This is a genomic window from Mitsuokella apri, from assembly GCF_047974105.1.
Lineage (GTDB): Bacteria > Bacillota > Negativicutes > Selenomonadales > Selenomonadaceae > Mitsuokella.
The window spans coordinates 1-18,523 of the sequence record NZ_JBHYRS010000003.1; the positions used below are offsets into that span (position 1 = coordinate 1).

The 18,523-nt window shown below is 52.1% G+C and carries 17 protein-coding genes, 1 rRNA gene and 1 other annotated feature; of the genes, 15 read left to right on the plus strand and 3 right to left on the minus strand.

Annotation, left to right across the window (positions count from 1 at the left end):
* Nucleotides 1-103, plus strand: a 5S ribosomal RNA gene (gene rrf / locus ACE419_RS05045); the annotation flags it as partial.
* A gap of 117 nt (nucleotides 104-220) precedes the next feature.
* On the opposite strand, the gene ACE419_RS05050 is transcribed toward rrf, so the two are convergent.
* Complete coding sequence (locus tag ACE419_RS05050; protein ID WP_295631084.1) at nucleotides 221-679, minus strand: S-adenosylmethionine decarboxylase family protein; 459 nt, start codon at nucleotides 677-679, stop codon at nucleotides 221-223.
* Nucleotides 680-754: 75 nt separating this feature from the next.
* Nucleotides 755-1,555 (minus strand): prolipoprotein diacylglyceryl transferase, encoded by an 801-nt coding sequence (gene lgt, locus ACE419_RS05055; protein ID WP_435721255.1) that lies wholly within the window; start codon nucleotides 1,553-1,555, stop codon nucleotides 755-757.
* Between the two features lie 399 nt (nucleotides 1,556-1,954).
* Here lgt and ileS point away from each other — a divergent pair, with 399 nt between their 5' ends.
* From ileS to ACE419_RS05075, 4 genes are all read left to right on the plus strand, one after another.
* Nucleotides 1,955-5,086 carry an isoleucine--tRNA ligase gene (gene ileS, locus ACE419_RS05060; protein WP_435721256.1) on the plus strand — a complete coding sequence of 1,044 codons (3,132 nt, stop codon included), beginning with the start codon at nucleotides 1,955-1,957 and terminating at the stop codon, nucleotides 5,084-5,086.
* A gap of 183 nt (nucleotides 5,087-5,269) precedes the next feature.
* Nucleotides 5,270-5,647 carry a metal-sensing transcriptional repressor gene (locus ACE419_RS05065; protein WP_439784245.1) on the plus strand — a complete coding sequence of 126 codons (378 nt, stop codon included), beginning with the start codon at nucleotides 5,270-5,272 and terminating at the stop codon, nucleotides 5,645-5,647.
* 160 nt (nucleotides 5,648-5,807) lie between these two features.
* Nucleotides 5,808-6,332 (plus strand): acyl-CoA thioesterase, encoded by a 525-nt coding sequence (locus tag ACE419_RS05070; protein ID WP_432647334.1) that lies wholly within the window; start codon nucleotides 5,808-5,810, stop codon nucleotides 6,330-6,332.
* A 79-nt stretch (nucleotides 6,333-6,411) separates the two neighbouring features.
* Nucleotides 6,412-6,678, plus strand: a binding site (T-box leader).
* Between the two features lie 39 nt (nucleotides 6,679-6,717).
* A complete protein-coding gene (locus tag ACE419_RS05075) occupies nucleotides 6,718-8,385 on the plus strand; it encodes a 2-isopropylmalate synthase (RefSeq protein WP_435721417.1) in 1,668 nt (555 codons plus the stop codon).
* A gap of 125 nt (nucleotides 8,386-8,510) precedes the next feature.
* On the opposite strand, the gene ACE419_RS05080 is transcribed toward ACE419_RS05075, so the two are convergent.
* Nucleotides 8,511-10,193 (minus strand): glycoside hydrolase family 13 protein, encoded by a 1,683-nt coding sequence (locus tag ACE419_RS05080; protein ID WP_432647333.1) that lies wholly within the window; start codon nucleotides 10,191-10,193, stop codon nucleotides 8,511-8,513.
* A gap of 239 nt (nucleotides 10,194-10,432) precedes the next feature.
* On the opposite strand from ACE419_RS05080, the gene ACE419_RS05085 reads away from it, so the two are divergent.
* From ACE419_RS05085 to lysS, 10 genes are read left to right on the plus strand one after another with little or no spacing between them, the layout of a single operon-like run.
* On the plus strand, nucleotides 10,433-11,392 hold the full coding sequence (locus ACE419_RS05085; RefSeq protein ID WP_432647332.1) for an alpha/beta hydrolase: 960 nt from the start codon (nucleotides 10,433-10,435) through the stop codon (nucleotides 11,390-11,392).
* Nucleotides 11,389-11,832, plus strand: coding sequence for a D-aminoacyl-tRNA deacylase (gene dtd / locus ACE419_RS05090; protein WP_432647331.1), 444 nt, complete (start codon nucleotides 11,389-11,391; stop codon nucleotides 11,830-11,832). The genes ACE419_RS05085 and dtd overlap by 4 nt, the downstream gene beginning before the upstream one ends.
* 36 nt (nucleotides 11,833-11,868) lie before the next feature.
* Nucleotides 11,869-13,101: an aminopeptidase gene (locus ACE419_RS05095; protein WP_432647330.1), complete on the plus strand. Its 1,233-nt coding sequence runs from the start codon at nucleotides 11,869-11,871 to the stop codon at nucleotides 13,099-13,101.
* Between the two features lie 54 nt (nucleotides 13,102-13,155).
* Entirely contained in the window at nucleotides 13,156-13,803 is a 648-nt protein-coding gene (locus tag ACE419_RS05100) for a hypothetical protein (protein WP_435721257.1), read from the plus strand.
* On the plus strand, nucleotides 13,800-14,720 hold the full coding sequence (locus tag ACE419_RS05105) for a YitT family protein (protein WP_435721258.1): 921 nt from the start codon (nucleotides 13,800-13,802) through the stop codon (nucleotides 14,718-14,720). Before ACE419_RS05100 ends, ACE419_RS05105 begins: the two co-directional genes overlap by 4 nt.
* 50 nt (nucleotides 14,721-14,770) lie before the next feature.
* Complete coding sequence (locus tag ACE419_RS05110) at nucleotides 14,771-15,508, plus strand: MBL fold metallo-hydrolase (RefSeq protein WP_435721259.1); 738 nt, start codon at nucleotides 14,771-14,773, stop codon at nucleotides 15,506-15,508.
* Nucleotides 15,509-15,527: 19 nt separating this feature from the next.
* Nucleotides 15,528-16,115, plus strand: a complete 588-nt coding sequence (locus ACE419_RS05115; RefSeq protein WP_435721260.1) for a peptidylprolyl isomerase — start codon at nucleotides 15,528-15,530, stop codon at nucleotides 16,113-16,115.
* Nucleotides 16,115-16,384, plus strand: coding sequence for a GIY-YIG nuclease family protein (locus ACE419_RS05120; protein WP_435721261.1), 270 nt, complete (start codon nucleotides 16,115-16,117; stop codon nucleotides 16,382-16,384). Before ACE419_RS05115 ends, ACE419_RS05120 begins: the two co-directional genes overlap by 1 nt.
* Nucleotides 16,385-16,416: 32 nt before the next feature.
* On the plus strand, nucleotides 16,417-16,887 hold the full coding sequence (gene greA / locus ACE419_RS05125) for a transcription elongation factor GreA (protein WP_432648552.1): 471 nt from the start codon (nucleotides 16,417-16,419) through the stop codon (nucleotides 16,885-16,887).
* Between the two features lie 28 nt (nucleotides 16,888-16,915).
* Nucleotides 16,916-18,436, plus strand: a complete 1,521-nt coding sequence (gene lysS / locus ACE419_RS05130; protein ID WP_435721262.1) for a lysine--tRNA ligase — start codon at nucleotides 16,916-16,918, stop codon at nucleotides 18,434-18,436.
* The last annotated feature ends 87 nt before the right edge of the window (nucleotides 18,437-18,523 follow it).

Consider the following 18,523-nt stretch of genomic DNA (forward strand, 5'->3'; position numbering starts at 1 on the left):
CTGAATGGTTCCACCTGTTCCCATACCGAACACAGTAGTTAAGCATTCAGAGGCCGAAAGTACTTGTCTGGAGACGGGCTGGGAGGATAGGAAATTGCCGGTTAAGCAGAGGCTCCGCTGTGGCGGGGCCTTTTTTGTGCCTATTATTTCAGGACTACTAGAAAAGCCCCTTTCACTCTTCATAGTGAAAGGGGCTTTTGCATATGCCGGTGATGTGATATCAATGACGGTTGCGGCGTGCCAGCACGCGCAGAACCTTAGCGCCGGTATTGTGAATCTTGCGCAACGGCGCCACACGCGTCTTGACTTTGGGACGGATGTCCTTCGCTGAACCAAAGTCACCGCGCTTCAGGAGCGTCGTCTTCGTCTTGTCCGGCTTGAAGAAATCGCGCATATCCTTGGCGATGCGTTCTGGCTCGGCATTTTCCTGACAGAGGAAAATGTCGATGGCGACGTATTTGAGCTCTGTGTAGATATGCAGTACCATATGTCCCTCGCGGAACAGCGTCATGATGGCATAATGCGTATCGGTCAGGTGCTCTGAACACTCCGAGATTTTATGCAGGGCAAAATGCTCGGGAATTTCTTTGGTGTATTCTTTGATTTGGTCAATGTCTTTGAGTTTGCTGTTCTTGCAATTGAAGAGATCGACCGTCAGATGACGTGCTAAAATTTTCATGAAATCGATTGCTCCCTCATATTTTTATGATTCCAGACTTCATTATAGAGGATATGAACCTGCTTCGTCAAATTTTTACCGTGGATTCTTTCTGATTTTTTTCGGTTTCTTTCCATATATAGAAAGACCGATAAAGAAGAACGCGGCAATCGTAAAGGCAGCGACGCTCGTCGTCTGCGCGCTCGTGAAGAGGCCGAAGACTTTCTCGGTATAATCTCCGCGCAGGAACTCGAGACCGAAGCGTACAAGGCTGTAGAGCATGACGTAAAGAGCAAAGCACTGGCCTTTGGCATGATTGGTCGTGCGGAACAGCAGCAGCAGGGCGAAGACGACGACATCGAGCTGGCCCTCCCAGACTTCAGCAGGCCAGAGCGGCTGGTCGCCGTAGGTGAGATGGGCAAGGGTAGTCGACGGATAAATGATGCCGAAGGACGAACCCGTAGGGGCACCAAACGCATCGCCATTCAACAGATTGGCACAGCGGCCAAGGGCCTGGCCAAGAATGATGGCCGGGGCAAGTACATCCATGAGATGCACTGTGTCGATATGGTGGCGCTGGCAGTACCAGACGCCTGTGAGCACGCCGAGAAAGACGCCGCCTTGGATGGCCATGCCGCCCTGCCAGACGTTGAAGAGCTCCGTCAGGTGATGGCCGTAGTAATCCCAGTCAAAGAAAAAGACATCCCAGAGTCGCGCTCCCAAAAGACCGGCCACACCGCAGTAAATGCCGAGGTCGACGATGTACTTCTCATAGCCGCGGCCATCAGCCTTGGCAAGGAAATAGCCAACTCCTGTGGCGAGAATAATGGAAAGCGAAAGTACGAGACCGTAGGCCCGTATGGGGAAGTCCCCAATGTAAAAAAGATACTGATGCATGAGTAACCTTCCTTTATTTCGTATATTCTTTTTTCATTTTGAAACAATTTCCATTATAATCCAAATGCCAGATATTGAGAAGAGAGGTTCAGGGAAATAGTATTTGAAATATGTCTATCCCTGTGGTACAATAAATCCTGTTAACATGTAAATGCATTGATGGAGAGAGTAGTCTGCAGAGAAGGCGGAAGCGAACCGGGGCTGGTGTGAGCCGGGCGTCAGTACAGGCAGATGAAGATCACTCTGGAGCAGCGGACTGAAACAGAAGTAGGTCTTGCCGGCATCCCCCCGTTACGGGACAGCGCATGGTGGTGCGTGGAAATAGGTGGTTATCCTGTAGGTAAATTGGCCTGCATCCTATTTGGGTGCAGGCTTTTTATATGTGAGGAGGCATTCTGTTTGTATAAGAAAGTAGATACGAACCTGAACTTCGTGGAACGCGAGAAGGAAGTCCGCAAGTTCTGGAAAGAGCACAATATCGCGCAGAAGGCAATCGACCAGCGCGAAGGCTGTGATACGTTCACGTTTTACGATGGTCCGCCGACGGCTAACGGCAAGCCGCATATCGGTCACGTTTTGACGCGTGTCATCAAGGATATGCTGCCGCGCTTTGCTTCGATGAAGGGCAAGAAAGTCCTCAGAAAAGCTGGTTGGGATACGCATGGTCTGCCTGTCGAGCTCGAAGTCGAGAAACAGATTGGCATCAACGGCAAGGACCAAATTGAAGCCTATGGCATCGAGCCGTTCATCAAGAAATGCCGCGAGTCCGTTTGGAAGTATAAGGGCATGTGGGAAGAGTTCTCCGATGTCGTTGGCTTCTGGGCCGACATGGAGCATCCGTACATCACGTACGAGAACGATTTCATCGAATCCGAATGGTGGGCACTCAAGGAAATCTGGAAGAAGGGCCTGCTCTATGAAGGCTATAAAGTCGTCCCGTACTGCCCGCGCTGCGGCACGCCGCTTTCTTCGCACGAAGTAGCACAGGGCTATAAGGACGTTACGGAGCGTTCGGCTATGGTTGAGTTCCAGGCCAAAGATGACGACGCCTGCTTCCTCGCCTGGACGACGACGCCTTGGACGCTGCCGTCGAACCTCGCACTCTGCGTCAATCCGGAGGTCGATTATGTCAAGGTCCAGGTCGGCGATAAGAAGTACATTCTCGCCGAAGCTCTGGTCGACAAAGTCTTTGAAGGTGTCGAAGGCGAACGCAAGGTCCTTGCAAAGTACAAGGGCAAAGACCTTGAGTTCCGTGAGTATGAGCCGCTTTATCCGTATGCTGTTGAAAAAGTCAAGAATCAGAAGGGCAAGAAGGCCTTCATCGTAACGTGCGATGATTATGTCACGACGGAAGACGGCACGGGCATTGTTCATATGGCCCCGGCTTACGGCGAAGACGATAACCGCGTCTGCCAGAAATATGGCGTGGCCTTTGTCAACCTCGTCAACAGCAAGGGCGAGCTCACGGCTGATACGGATTGGCCTGGCATGTTTGTCAAGAAGGCAGACCCGCTGATTCTCGCAGACCTCGAGAAAAAAGGCAAACTTTTCAAGGCACCGGAATTCACGCACAGCTACCCGCACTGCTGGCGCTGCGATACACCGCTGCTTTACTATTCGTTCCCGACCTGGTTCATCAAGATGACGGCTGTCAAGGATGAGCTCGTGGCCAACAATAAGACGGTAAACTGGATTCCAAAATCCATTGGCGAAGGCCGTTTTGGCAACTGGCTCGAGCATGTACAGGACTGGGGCCTCTCGCGCAACCGCTACTGGGGCACGCCGCTGCCGGTCTGGCAGTGTGAATGCGGCCATCAGCATGTCATCGGCTCGATTGAAGAACTCAAGTCGATGAGCTCGAACTGCCCGGATGACATCGAGCTGCACCGTCCGTACATCGATAAAGTCACGATTAAATGCCCGGAATGCGGCAAAGAGATGCACCGCGTCAAGGAAGTCATCGACTGCTGGTTCGATTCGGGCTCGATGCCGTTTGCCCAGTGGCATTATCCGTTCGAGAATCAGGATATCTTCAAGAAGCGTTTCCCGGCAGACTTCATTTCGGAAGCGGTTGACCAGACGCGTGGCTGGTTCTATTCGCTGATTGCCATCTCGACGCTGCTGTTCCATAAAGCGCCGTACCGCAATGTCATCGTCCTCGGCCATGTCCAGGATAAGGAAGGCCGCAAGATGTCGAAGTCGAAGGGCAATGCCGTCGACCCGATGGAAGCACTGCAGAAGCACGGTGCCGATGCCATCCGCTGGTATTTCTACGAGAACAGCGCACCGTGGCTGCCAAATCGCTTCCACGATGATGCCGTGCAGGAAGGTCAGCGCAAGTTCATGGGCACGCTCTGGAATACGTATGCCTTCTTCGTGCTTTATGCGAATATCGACAACTTCGATGCGACGAAGTATACGCTCGATTACGATAAACTGCCGGTCATGGATAAATGGTGCCTCTCGCGCCTCAATACGATGGTCAAGAATGTCGACTATGACCTTTCGAATTACCGCGTCACGGAAGCGGCCAAGGCCCTTGAGCAGTTCGTCGATGAACTCTCGAACTGGTATGTCCGCCGCAGCCGCAGCCGTTTCTGGGCCAAGGGCATGGAGCAGGATAAGATCAATGCCTACATGACGCTTTATACGGCCCTCGTCACGACGGCCAAGGCCGCTGCGCCGATGATCCCGTTCATGACGGAATCCATTTACCGCAATCTCGTCTGCAGCATCGACAAGAACGCTCCGGAATCCGTCCATCTCTGCGACTTCCCGAAAGTCAATGAGGCCCATATCGATGCAGAGCTTGAGAAGAACATGGGCGAGGTCCTCGAAATCGTCGTGCTTGGCCGTGCTGCGCGCAATGAGGCCAATATCAAGAACCGTCAGCCGATTGGCAGGATGTATGTCAAGGCACCAGTCGTCCTGCCTGACTTCTACAAGGAAATCGTCGAGGAAGAACTCAATGTCAAGGAAGTTGTCTTCAAGGATGATATGGAAGCTTATCTGACGTACAGCTTCAAGCCGCAGTTCCGTGTTCTCGGACCGAAAGTCGGCAAGAAGATGGGCGCAATCCAGAAAGCTCTGAAGGCAGTCAATGGCCATAAAGCGAAGGAAGAGCTCGATACGACGGGCAAACTCGTCGTCGCTCTGCCGGACGGCGATGTGACGCTCCTGCCTGAGGATGTCGAAGTCACGATGGCACAGACGGATGGCTACAACTGCCAGCGTTACAATGGTGTGACGATTGCCCTCGAGACGACGCTTTCGGAAGAACTTCTCGAAGAAGGCTTTGTGCGTGAAATCATCAGCAAGGTGCAGACCATGCGCAAGGAAAATGGCTATGAAGTCACGGACCATATTACAGTCGGTCTTAAAGGCAATGAGAAACTCGAAGGACTTGTCAAGAAGAATGAACAGTTCCTCAAGGACATCACGCTGGCTGATAACGTTACGTACGATGAGACGTCCGGACATGAAAAAGAGTGGAATATCAACGGTGAGACGGTAACGCTTTCCGTCGAGTAAATTTCAGCTCTTCTGTCTGAACTTGATTCAACGAAGAATCCCTTTCCTGCTTGGAGAAGGGATTCTTTTTTTAGAGGAGACGGAAAAGAAGGAAAAAAGCTTTCTGAGCGCGAACAATATGAACAATATAAAGGTATATGCAAACAGCCAAATAAAAAGTGGGGGCAGGTGATAACGATTTATATGGAAAATATGGAAGAAAAGAAACAGGAAGCGCAGGCAGCTCAGGTAAAACAGAAATCACATACACATGTATTGCCAGATGGTACAATAGTAACGCATGCACATGGTCATGCGCACAGCCATACCCAGACGAAGGCAGTGCTTAACCGCATGGCGCGGCTCATCGGTCATCTCGAATCGATTAAGCATATGATTGAAGAGGGCAGGGACTGCAGTGAAGTCCTTGTACAGCTTTCTGCTGTTGACAGTGCAATAAAAGGGGTCAGCCGCATTATACTCAAAGACCATCTTGAACACTGTATTGTCGATGCGGTGCGTGATAATGACCAGCGGGCATTAGAGCAGCTCAATGAGGCCATTGACCGCTTCATTAAGTAAAAAGATAAAATATAAAAACAGCGGCTGCTTTGTGATTCAGTCACGGTTTTTATTTTGCAAATCATATATGCTAGGAATGTATAATGATTTGATATAGTATGTATAATTTTATAACACAGAGAGCAAAAGGCTCGGCTGTGATAGAGCAGGAGGTTTTCCCATGGCACAGAATACGAAGCTTGTTATCAGTCAGGTCATGATGCCGAGCCAGACGAATCCGAATGGCAACGTTCATGGCGGTGAGATCATGAAGATGATGGACTCGACGGCATATGCCGTGACACGCCGTTATGCGCGTTCGAATGTCGTCACTGCACGCGTGGATGAATTGGAATTCCATTCCCCAATCCTCATTGGCGATTTGGTAACCTGCACGGCAGAAATCGTCTTCGTCGGTCACAGTTCGATGGAAGTTGCCGTCACCGTTGACGTTGAGGATCTTGATGTTGAAAGCAAGCCGCAGCGTGCGCTCACGGCCTATTTCACAATGGTCGCACTGGACCGCAACTCGCGCCCGAAAGCTGTGCCGCCGCTCATCATCGATACGGAAGAAGCAAAGAAGGCCTTTGAAGATGGCCGCCGCCGCTATGAGGCTCATAAGGCACGCAAACGCCAGCAGCGCGAAGAAGAAAAAAAGCGCGCACAGGCCAATAAAACCCTGCGTGAGCCGGAAGATAATAAATAAGGCATAAAAAAACTTTACACTTTTACATAAAAACACTTGCAAAATATATTTCTCTGTGCTATTCTAGTATCCAACACAGGGAAATGCGTTGCAGAGGAATAGTAAGGATTCTGGGACTCATAGAGAGCTGTCGGCTGGTGTAAGACAGCAGCAAAGGAATCTGGAACTCGCCTTGAAGCAGCCCGCTGAACGTGTATGGATATACAAATGTATTTTAGCCGTGCACCATTAGGCAGGGACGGAGCCTGACCGTTAAAGCAGGAGGATTTGCTAGAATCCGTAGAGGTACTCCGCAAGGAGTATGAATTTGAGTGGTAACACGCAGGTACAGCCCTTCGTCTCATGAGACGAAGGGCTTTTCTATTTGGGGAGGTTTTGTCAAATGATGAATTATCAGAAGTACAGCAAAGGTTATTTTATGCCGCCGGAGATTGACTTGGAATGGGCAAAGAAGGATGCCCCGGACCATGCGCCGATTTGGTGCAGTGTGGATCTGCGCGATGGCAACCAGTCGCTGGTCATTCCGATGAGTCTCGATGAGAAGCTGGAATTCTACAAGATGCTCCTCAAAGTCGGTTTTAAAGAAATTGAAGTCGGTTTCCCGGCTGCTTCGGAGACGGAATATGAGTTCCTGCGCCGCCTGGTCGAGGATGACCTGATTCCGGATGATGTGACGATTCAGGTACTCACACAGGCTCGTGAACACATCATCCGCAAGACGTTTGATGCTTTGAAGGGCGTCAAGAACGCTATCGTCCATGTCTACAATTCGACATCGGTTGCGCAGCGCCAGCAGGTTTTCCGCAAGGACAAGGAACAGATCAAGCAGATGGCCATCGATGGAGCCAAGCTTTTGCAGGAACTCACGGAAGAAGCTGGAGCAAACTACCGCTTTGAATATTCGCCGGAATCCTTTACGGGTACAGAACCTGAGTATGCTTTGGAAGTCTGCAACGCGGTTCTTGATGTCTGGAAGCCAACGGCTGACCGCAAAGCCATCATCAACCTGCCGGCCACGGTCGAGATGAGCATGCCTCATGTCTTTGCCATGCAGGTTGCCTACATGAACAAACATCTCAAATACCGCGACAATGTCGTTCTTTCCCTGCATCCTCATAATGACCGCGGCTGCGGTGTTGCCGATACGGAGATGGGCATCCTCGCCGGTGCAGACCGCGTGGAAGGCACGCTGTTCGGCAATGGTGAACGCACGGGCAATGTTGATATCATCACGGTCGCTATGAATATGTTTGCCCTCGGCGTCGATCCGGAACTTGATTTCTCGAATATGCCGGAGCTCGTTGAGATGTACGAACGCGTTACGCGCATGCATGTTTCGCCGCGTCAGCCGTATGCCGGTGAACTCGTATTTGCTGCTTTCTCCGGTTCTCATCAGGATGCCATTGCCAAGGGCATGCACTGGAAGGACGAAAAGAATCCAGACAAATGGACGCTGCCGTACCTCTACATCGACCCGAAGGATGTCGGCCGTCAGTATGATGGCGATGTCATCCGCATCAACAGCCAGTCCGGCAAGGGCGGTGTCGGCTTCATCATGGAGCAGAAATACGGCATCGATATGCCAAAGAAAATGCGTGAGGACTTTGGCTACTGCGTCAAGGGCGTTTCGGACCACAAGCATAAGGAACTCATGCCGGATGAGATTTATCAGATCTTCCAGGATGAGTACGTCAATGTCGATTCTCCGTACAAGCTCAATGACTTCCTGCTTCAGAAGGAACCGGACGGCACGCGCAAGGGCACGGTCGATATCTTCGTCAACGGTGAGCCCAAGACTTTCCTCGCACGCGGCAACGGCCGTCTCGATGCCGTCTCGAATGCCCTGCAGGCCAACCTTGATATCAGCTACAAGGACCTGACGTACAGCGAGCATGCGTTGGAAATCGGTCAGAACAGCCGTGCCATGGCTTATATCGGCATCACGAATGACGATGGCCACATCACCTGGGGTGCCGGCATGGATACGGATATCATTACGGCGTCCATTCAGGCTCTGATTAGTGCGATCAACCGCATGAAGGCTGGCAAATAAAACAGCATATCCTGAAAATAGAATCTTATGCAGGAAAAATCCCGTCTGGCAAAAGCCGGACGGGATTTCTTAATTCATGGTAAAGTTACAGGATGAGCATTGATGAGTATACAGGAAGCAGGAAATTAATCCTGTAATAAAAGAACGCGTGCCTCATATGGCTGCAGGCAGCCTTCTTTGTGCTCTGCATAATTGGCAATTAGCTCTGTGCCGTTCTTGCCTGCGAACAAAGTGCAGGGTACTTCGTTTGCGGTCCAATTGCAGGCAATGAGAAGCGTCTGCCCATCAAGATGGCGGGCAAAAGCGTAAATCTGTTGGTCATCTTCGAGAAGAGGCTCAAATGTGCCATAGACGATGATAGGATACGTGTGACGCAGTTTGATGAGCTTTTGATAATAGTAGAAGACGGAATCTGGATCCTTGAGTGCAGCTTCAGCATTGATTTCCGTGTAATTGGGATTAACGGCCAGCCATGGTGTTCCTTTGGTAAAACCGGCATTTTTGCCTGCCGTCCACTGCATGGGCGTACGGGCATTGTCGCGTGCCATGTTGTCGAAGCACTTCAGCATCGTCTCGGCCGATACTTTTTTCTGTTCCTCGACATATTGATGCCAGGCATTGATTTCTTCAAGGTCGCGGCAGTCGGCGAGAGAATGGAATTTCATATTCGTCATGCCGAGTTCTTCGCCCTGATAGATGTAGGGCGTGCCTTTCTGCATGTGCAGGCAGGTCGCGAGCATTTTCGCGGAGAGCACGCGCCATTTTGGGCTGTCATTGCCGAACATCGAAACGCAGCGCGGCTGGTCGTGATTGTCGAGGTAAAGGGAATTCCAGGCTTTGCCTTCAAGTTCCTGCTGCCATTTGTTGAGGATGGCGCGGAATTTCGGCAGCTGCGGCTTGCCGGTCGTCCATTTGTCAATGAGGCTGCCCTTGCCGTTTTCAGCACCGACATGCTCGAACTGGAAGACCATGCCGAGCTCTTTGCCATCGGCACGCGCGTATTTCTTGGCTTCTTCAATCGTGACGCCGGCTGCTTCGCCGACCGTCAGCAGATCATAATGGGATAGTACGCGGCGGTTCATTTCCTGCAGGAATTCGTGCACGCGCGGCCCGTTGCAGACATGAGGTGAAAGGTCGCCGTAGCCATCCGGCTTGACGGGGCCGTTGGGGAAGGACTGGTCCTTGGAAATCATCGAGATGACATCCATGCGGAAGCCATCGATGCCCTTTTGGCACCACCAGTTCATCATATCGAAGACGGCGTCGCGGACTTTCGGATTCTCCCAATTGAGGTCAGGCTGTTTTTTTGAAAAGCAATGCAAATAATACTGGTCTGTTGTTTTGTCATACTGCCAGGCCGGCCCGCTGAAATACGATTCCCAGTTGTTCGGTGCGTGACCATTCTTGCCGTCTTTCCAGATGTAGAAATCGCGGTAGGGATTTGTGCGGGATTTGCGGCTTTCGATGAACCAGGCGTGTTCGTCTGAGGTATGATTGACGACAAGGTCCATGACGAGCTTGATGCCGGATTTGTGCGCGGTCTGCAGCAGTACGTCAAAATCCGCCATCGTGCCGAAGTCGTCCATGATGGCACGGTAGTCGGAAATATCGTAGCCATTGTCGTCATTCGGGGATTTGTAGATTGGGGACAGCCAGATGACATCGACGCCGAGTTTTTTGAGATAAGGAATGCGCTGCGTAATGCCCGGCAGATCGCCGATGCCGTCGCCATTCGAATCCTGGAAGCTGCGGGGATAAATCTGATAAATAACGGCCTCTTTCCACCAGGCCTTTTGTTCTTCTGCCATAAGGAAACCTCCTATGTTTTATTGATTCAATTTGATAGTATATGGATTCGTTCCGCAGAAAGGGAAATCCTCTCCGCAAAGGGTACAAAGTACGAATCTAAATACAGATTGCCAGCTGTTCCTGACAGGAAGCAGATAAAATTGGTCCGGGCAATTGCATAAAAATTTAACGGACTTCAGACTTTTTTCCCAATAGAATATGATATAATGGAATCACATTTCGGCAGAAAGGTGGTTCTATGAAAAAGATCATTGTATCCTGCCTCTTGACGGCCGTCTTGGTGACGGCAGCGCTCGTCATCGGGGCAGGATATTTTATTGGCAATTACTGTGTGCATTTTGGCTTGGAGCGCGGCACGGCGGAAAATCCGCAGGAGCCGCCGAAGGCCTATGCCCTTTTGATGCCGCCGGAAGCGCGTCATTTTGACAAGCCCGATTATCCCTCGGAAAACTGGAATATCGAGTCGGACGATGGTATTTATCTTGCGGCTTCGTATTTCAAGCCGGAGCGCAGGACGGATAAATGGGTCATCATCGCGCATGGCTATGGCTGCACGCAGCAGAATTCGTATTATCTCGCGGAAAATTATCTGGCGATGGGTTACAATGTCCTGACACCGGATTTGCGGGCGGCGGGGCTCAGCGGTGGGCAGTATCTGACGCTTGGCTATAAGGAGAGCGATGATATCGTGCTCTGGGCTCAAAAGGTGGCGGCAGCTTATCCAGATGCCAAAATCCTGCTGCACGGTGTCTCGATGGGCGCGGCTACGGTCATGATGGCGGCGGACAAGGACGATTTGCCCGACAATGTCGTCGCCGTGGTCGAGGACTGCGGCTATACGAGTGCCTATGACCTCATCGCAATGCAGCTCGAGACTTCTTTTGGCCTGCCGTCCTTCCCGGCGATGAACCTTTTGAATTGGCGCTGTGAGAAGAAAGCGGGCTTTGACCTGAAAGATGCTTCGCCAATCGAGGCTGTCAAAAAATCCCGCGTGCCGCTCTTATTCATCCATGGCACGAAGGATACACTCGTGCCGCCGAATATGGCCGAACAGCTCTATGCGGCGGCGAATGCGCCGAAGAAAGACATTCTCATGATTCCGGGGGCTGTGCATGCCGCAGCGAGTCAGGCCGACCAGCAGAAGTATTTTCTGACCATCCGGAAATTTGTACAGCCTTATATGGAGGGAACGGAATGAAAGCAGTTGTAACCAGAGTGACGGAGGCTTCTGTCGAGATTGAGGGAAAGATTCACGGACAGATTCAGCAGGGATTTCTCGTGCTTTTAGGCGTTGGCCCGGAGGATACGGAAGAAAGCTGCGACCGTCTGGCTGAAAAAATCGCACATGTGCGTGTCTTTTCAGATGATGCCGGCAAGATGAATCTCAGCATTGACCAAGTCGGCGGCAGTTTTCTCGTCATCTCGCAGTTCACGCTCTATGCGGACCTCAAGAAGAGGCGGCCGGGCTTTTCCCATGCGGCGAAGCCGGAGCTCGCTGAGCCCCTCTATGAACGCTTTATGCAGAAGCTGCGGGAAAAAGGTTTTTCGGTCGAGCATGGGGAGTTTGGGGCCGATATGAAGGTGGCATCGGTAAACGATGGCCCGGTCACGCTGCTCTTTGATACGGATACGCTATAATATCGCTATAATATATAGAAGGAAGGGAGCATTTTTATGAAGCAGGATTTACTGAAATCATATGCAGAGCTTGTCGTACGCATTGGCGTCAATCTGCAGAAAGACCAGATTCTCGTCATCAATGCGCCGATTGAATGCGCGGAATTTGCGCGTGCCATTGCCAAGGAGGCTTTTGCCGCGGAAGCTCATGATGTCGTCGTGAGCTGGAGTGACGAACAGCTCGCGCATATCCGCTATGCAAATGGCAAAAAACAGCTCTTCACGGAATTTCCGGAATGGCGCCGCGCATTTTATGAGGACTATGCCGCGCAGGGGGCGGCCTTTGTCTCGATTGCCGCGCGTGATCCCGAGATTTTTGGCGATATCGATCCTGAGAAGCTCAAACTCGCCAATCAGGCCGCCGGAGCGGCACTCATGGAATACCGCGAACGTCTCATGAACAACCGCAATACGTGGTGTGTCGTCTCTGTGCCGACGAAGGGCTGGGCAAAAAAAGTATTTCCGGAGCTTTCGGAAGAGGAAGCTGTGGCCCGCTTGTGGAAGGAAATCTTTCAGACCGTGCGCGTAGGTGAGGGGCTGGACACCGTCAAGGCATGGCAGGAGCACATTGAATTCCTGCATAAGGCGGCCGCTTTCCTGAATCAGAATGACTTTGCAAAACTCCATTATACTAACAGCCTCGGCACGGACCTTACGGTCGAGCTTCCCGAGGGACATATCTGGGCCGGCGGCGCGGAAAAGTCGGAGCTCGGCACGGTCTTTGCCGCGAACCTGCCGACAGAAGAAGTCTATACGCTGCCGAAACGCGACGGCGTGAATGGCATTGTCTATGCGACGAAGCCGCTCAATTTCAACGGCAATCTCATCGAGAATTTTTATCTGCGGTTTGAAAAGGGAAAAGTCGTGGACTTTGATGCGAAAAAAGGCAAAGAAATCCTCAAGGGACTGCTTGAGACGGACGAAGGCTCCCGCTACCTTGGCGAGGTTGCCCTCGTGCCGTTTGACTCTCCCATTTCCAAGAGCGGCGTGCTGTTCTACAATACGTTGTTTGATGAAAATGCCGCCTGCCACCTCGCGCTCGGCAAGGCTTATCCGACCTGTCTCAAGGGCGGTGAAAAAATGGACAGCGTGACTCTTCTGCAGCATGGCGTCAATGATTCGCTCATGCATGAGGATTTCATGGTCGGCAGCCGCGACCTTGAGATTGTCGGCACGCGCCGCGATGGCACAGAAGTACAGGTATTCCGTCATGGCAATTTTGCCTTTTGAATGAGTTGCTTCCTCATGGAAAATCGTGGGAAATAAATAATGGAGGATTTCAAGATGCAGTGCAAAGCATTTCGTTCCATCCTGCTGGCCTGTCTGGCGCTGGCCCTTGTTTTTTGTCTGCCGGCGGTCAGCTATGCAAAAACTTCGTCTGGTCTTCAGGATGCGGATTTTTCGTGCCGCGGCGTAGCCCTTGGCGATACGGAAGAGACGCTCTTCAAGGTCTGGGGGGAGCCGCTTTTTGACAAGACGGAAACGCGTCAGGGCGTGAGCGTCAAGGTCTATGTCTATAAAGACGATTACACCGCTGCAGTCGATAAGAGCGGCCATGTCGTCGACTTCATCATCAAGAATGACCGCTATGAGGCACGCAATGGCATTCGTCTCGGGGCAACGTCCTATTGGATTCAGAAGACTTATGGCAAAGCCGAGCGTCAGCGCATTGACGGCGGGGCCTATTATGTCTACACGCGCAAAGACCATCCGCATGACCATCTGCTCTTAGGCATCGATTCGCAGGACGGCTATCTGACATCATGGCGCATTACCTCACTGCCGATTTCGGACGCCGAAGCTGCGCAGCGTGCTTTGGAAGAAGATGTGGAAGAAGGGGAACTTGACCCTCGTTTTGCGGAAAAGGAGATTGACACATCGGCTCTTCCTAAAACGGGAAAAGCAGTCCTGAAGGAGGCTAAGGGCGCATGATTCATCTGCATATGATGCATCATAAGATGCTTCGTTATGTCGGTATCACGATAGGCTGCTTTATTGCCAGCTGCTCCATCAATCTGTTTCTCGTGCCGTCGCACCTCCTGACAGGCGGTGCCACGGGCATTGCCATCATCGTCTACTATCTGGCGAAATTCCCAATTGGTCTGCAGACCTTCCTCTACAATATCCCGCTGCTTATTGCGGCGTGGAAGACCATGGGACGCGGCTATACCATTGACGTCATCATCGGCACGGGCATATTCTCGCTCTGTCTGGACCTCACGCGTTTCCTCAATGCCTATGCTCCGGTCAACGATATCATGCTTGCAGCTATTTTTGGCGGCGTATTCAACGGCATCGGCTACGGCATCGTCTTTCGCATGAACGGCAGTACGGGCGGCTTCGACATCGTCGGGGCCATTGCCAAGAAATACTACTCGCTCAATATGGGAGGCGTCATTTTCTGCTTCAACTGCATGATCATGTGTGTCGCGGCCTTTTTGTTCGGCGTGGCACCGGCGATGTTTACGCTCATCTGCATGTACATGAATGCCATGGTCACGGATAAGGTTATCGCAGGTTTCAACAGCCGCAAGGCCGTGCTGATCATTTCCGATCAGGCACAGCAGATTGCCGACGGCATTATGGAAGTCGGGCGCGGCGTGACGTTTTTGCACGGGCAGGGCGCCTTTACGCGCAAGGAGCGCAATGTCGTCTTCGTCGTTGTCAAGCTCACGCAGGTCAGCAAAATCAAGCTCATCGCCCATGCCGTCGACCCGCATGCCTTCATGATCATCATGTCGGCCAGTGAGGTCATGGGCCGCGGCTTCAGCGAACCGGGCATTGCCTTTAAGCGCTTCATCCACAAACCGGAACATCCCGAGCATCTGCAATGGCATGACGACCGCTGAAACTGTCTGTATATAATAGAAGAAAATCATTCGGGAGGGACTATATGCATATGGATATCGAGATTACGTATCTTTTAAACAGCGGCTTTCTCGTGCGTGCAGGCAGCACGCTGCTGGTCTTTGACGATTTTGAAGACCCGACGCATGAGGTGAAAAAAGCCATCGAAGCCGGCAATTTTTCGCATCTGTATTTCTTTGCCTCGCATTCTCATTTTGATCACTTCAATCCGCGCATTCAGCAGTATGAGGCAGCGGTCAGCCGCTATATCCTGAGCGACGATATTCGCTGCCGGAACAGCTGCCGTGAGTTTGACCCTGCAAAGCTTACATTCCTTAAAACGTATGACCGTTGGCAGGATGATGTGCTGGCCGTGGAATCCTTTGATTCAACGGATCTTGGCACGTCGTTTCTCGTGACGCTGAAGGAAGAGGGTACGAAGATTTTCCATGCCGGCGACTTCAACTGGTGGGACTGGACGGGCGATACAGCGGAAAATCGCAAACTCGCGGAAAATGCCTTCCGCAAACAGATGAAGAAACTCACAGGGCTGGAAGCGGATTTGGCTTTTTTCCCTGTGGACGGGCGCCTTGGACCAAGCATGGATAAGGGAGCAAAGGTCTTCTGCCGCGAAACGGATGTCAAGGCCCTCGTTACGATGCATTCGGTCGGCTACCCTGTGTGGCAGCCGACGGCCGACTTTTTTGCCGCAGGCAGGGAGATTCCCGTCTGGTCGCCGCGTGTATCCGGCGAAAAGAATTGCCTGCACGAAGGCAGACTATTGAAATGACAGGAGGATTTAAGGTACAATGAAGAAGGTATTTCTCGTGCTGCTCGCCATGTTTTTATTGACGGGCAGCTGTCTTGCCGCATCTGGCAGTGAAAAAACAAAACCAGTTCATGGAGGAGATAAAAAAATGGTAAATCGCGTAGCAGTATTTGAGACGAATCTCGGCAATTTCACGATTGAGCTCTTTGAAGATGAGACGCCAATCACGACCGCGAACTTCATCGACCTTGCCGAAAAGGGCTTTTATGACGGTGTCATCTTCCACCGCGTCATCGATGGCTTCATGATTCAGGGCGGCGACCCTGAGGGCACGGGCATGGGCGGCCCTGGCTATACGATTGAGGATGAATTCGTCGATGACCTGCGTTTTGACGGTGAGGGCATCCTCGCCATGGCCAATACGGGCATGCCGCACACGGGCGGCAGCCAGTTCTTCATCACGCTCGACAAGACGCCGTGGCTCAACGACCATCACACGATTTTCGGCAAAGTCCGCGAGGGCATGGACGTCGTCCGCCGTATCGGCCGCAGCGAGACGGATATGGCCGACCGCCCGCTCGAGGATGTCGTCATCAAGACCATCAAAATCGAGTATCCGGAAAAGTAATGGCTGAGGCGTATACGTACATCCTCGTCTGCGGGGATGGCAGCCTGTATACCGGCTGGACAAATGATTTAGAGAAACGGGTCAAGGCACATAATGAGGGGCGCGGCGCCAAATACACGCGCTCGCATCGTCCTGTGCGTCTCGCGTACTTTGAGTCATTTGCCACCAAAGAAGAAGCGCTCGTGCGTGAAGCCGCTATCAAGAAGCTGACACGTGCGCAGAAGCTCGCTCTGATTGACAGAGACAATAAAAAAATTTATAATAAATAAGTTAAACTGAAAGCATAAAGGGGCGTTTTATCATGGCAGACAAACAGGTCATGCTGACCGAAGAAGGCTATAATAAACTCGTAGAAAAACTCAATTACCTCAAGAGCGTCAAGCGTATCGAGATTGCACAGCGCCTGAAGGCAGCCATTGCCCTCGGCGACCTTTCGGAGAACTCCGAGTACGATGATGCCAAGAATGAGCAGGCTTTCCTCGAAGGCGAGATTCAGGACCTCACGGCCAAAATCCGCAATTCGCATATCATCAAGGCCGGTGCCGGCGATGTCGTCCAGATGGGCAGCAAAGTCACGGTTAAGGACATCGAATTCGGCGATGAGGATACGTTCATGCTCGTCGGTTCGACTGAGGCAGACCCGGATGAAGGCAAAATCTCGAATGAATCCCCGCTCGGTCAGGCCCTGCTCGGCCAGAAGAGCGGCAGTGTCATCGATGTACATGCACCGGCCGGCATCATCAAGTACGAGATCCTTGACATCAAGGGCTGATGGATGCTGAGCGTTTTAGATTGGAGTAATGGAAAGTATGTCAGATAAGAAGCAGAAGGGGCAGCAGGCTCCTGCGGAAGACCTCAATGAAATGATGAAGGTCCGCCGCGAAAAGATGGAAGAATTTCGTGCCATGGGCGTGCCGCCTTTTGGTCATCGTTATGATGTCACGGATTATGCGGAGCCCATCAAGGAAAAATACGCAAACCTCGAGGGTGAAGAAGAAGGCGGCGAGGTCCAGATTGCCGGCCGTCTCATGGCCATCCGCGGGCACGGCAAAGCATCGTTCTGCACGCTCAATGACCGCACGGGCAGTATTCAGGTCTATTTCAAGATCGATGTGCTCGGTGAGGATAAATACAAGAACCAGTTCAAGAAACTCGATATCGGCGATATCGTCGGCATCCGCGGCGTTGTCTTCAAGACGCATCGCGGCGAAGTCACGGTCCGCGTCGAAGATTTTGACCTGCTGAGCAAATCCCTGCGCCCGCTGCCGGAGAAATTCCATGGTCTGCAGGATGTCGATATCCGCTACCGTCAGCGCTATCTCGACCTCATCATGAATCCGGAGGTCCGCGATACGTTCCGCAAGCGCACGAAGATCATCCAGTCCATCCGCAAATACCTCGATGACCGCGATTATCTCGAAGTCGAGACGCCAGTGCTTTCGACGATTGCCGGCGGCGCTGCTGCACGTCCGTTTGTCACGCATCACAATGCACTCGACATTGACCTGTATCTGCGCATCGCCACGGAACTCAACCTCAAGCGCCTCGTCATCGGCGGCCTTGACCGCGTTTACGAGCTCGGACGCGTTTTCCGCAATGAAGGCATGGATGTGCGCCACAATCCGGAATTCACGACGATTGAGTTCTATCAGGCTTATGCCGACTACACGGATATGATGGATATTACGGAAGGCATTGTCGTCAATGCAGCCAAATCCGTGCTCGGCACGCCGGTCATCAACTATCAGGGCGTGGAGATTGACCTTTCGAAAGTCAAGCGCATCAGCATGAACGATGCCGTCAAAGAAGCGACGGGCAAGGACTTCCTTTCCTGCCAGACGGTTGAAGAGGCCCGCAAGATGGCCGATGAGATCGGCGTTCCGTACGAGCCGCGCCATGGCATCGGCGGCATCCTCAATCAGGCTTTTGAAGAAAAAGTCGAGGAGACGCTCATGCAGCCGACATTCATCACGGGCCATCCGACGGAGATTTCGCCGCTTGCAAAGCGCAATCCTGAAGACCCGCGTATCACGGACCGCTTTGAGTTCTTCATTTATGGCCGTGAGCTCGCCAACGGTTTTACGGAGCTCAATGACCCGATTGATCAGGAAGGCCGCTTCCTCGACCAGCTCAAGCAGCGCGAAGCCGGCGATGATGAAGCACATGTCATGGACCGCGACTACATCACGGCCATGGAATACGGCCTGCCGCCAACGGGCGGTGTCGGCATCGGCATTGACCGCCTCGTCATGCTGCTGACGGACGCACCGTCCATCCGCGACGTTCTGCTGTTCCCGACGATGAAGCCGCTGGCTGAATAAACGTATAAAATAGAAGAAAAAGCTTCTGGCCATACTATGCCGGAAGCTTTTTCCTATATGAGAAAAGTCGTTGACAGGAAAAGATCT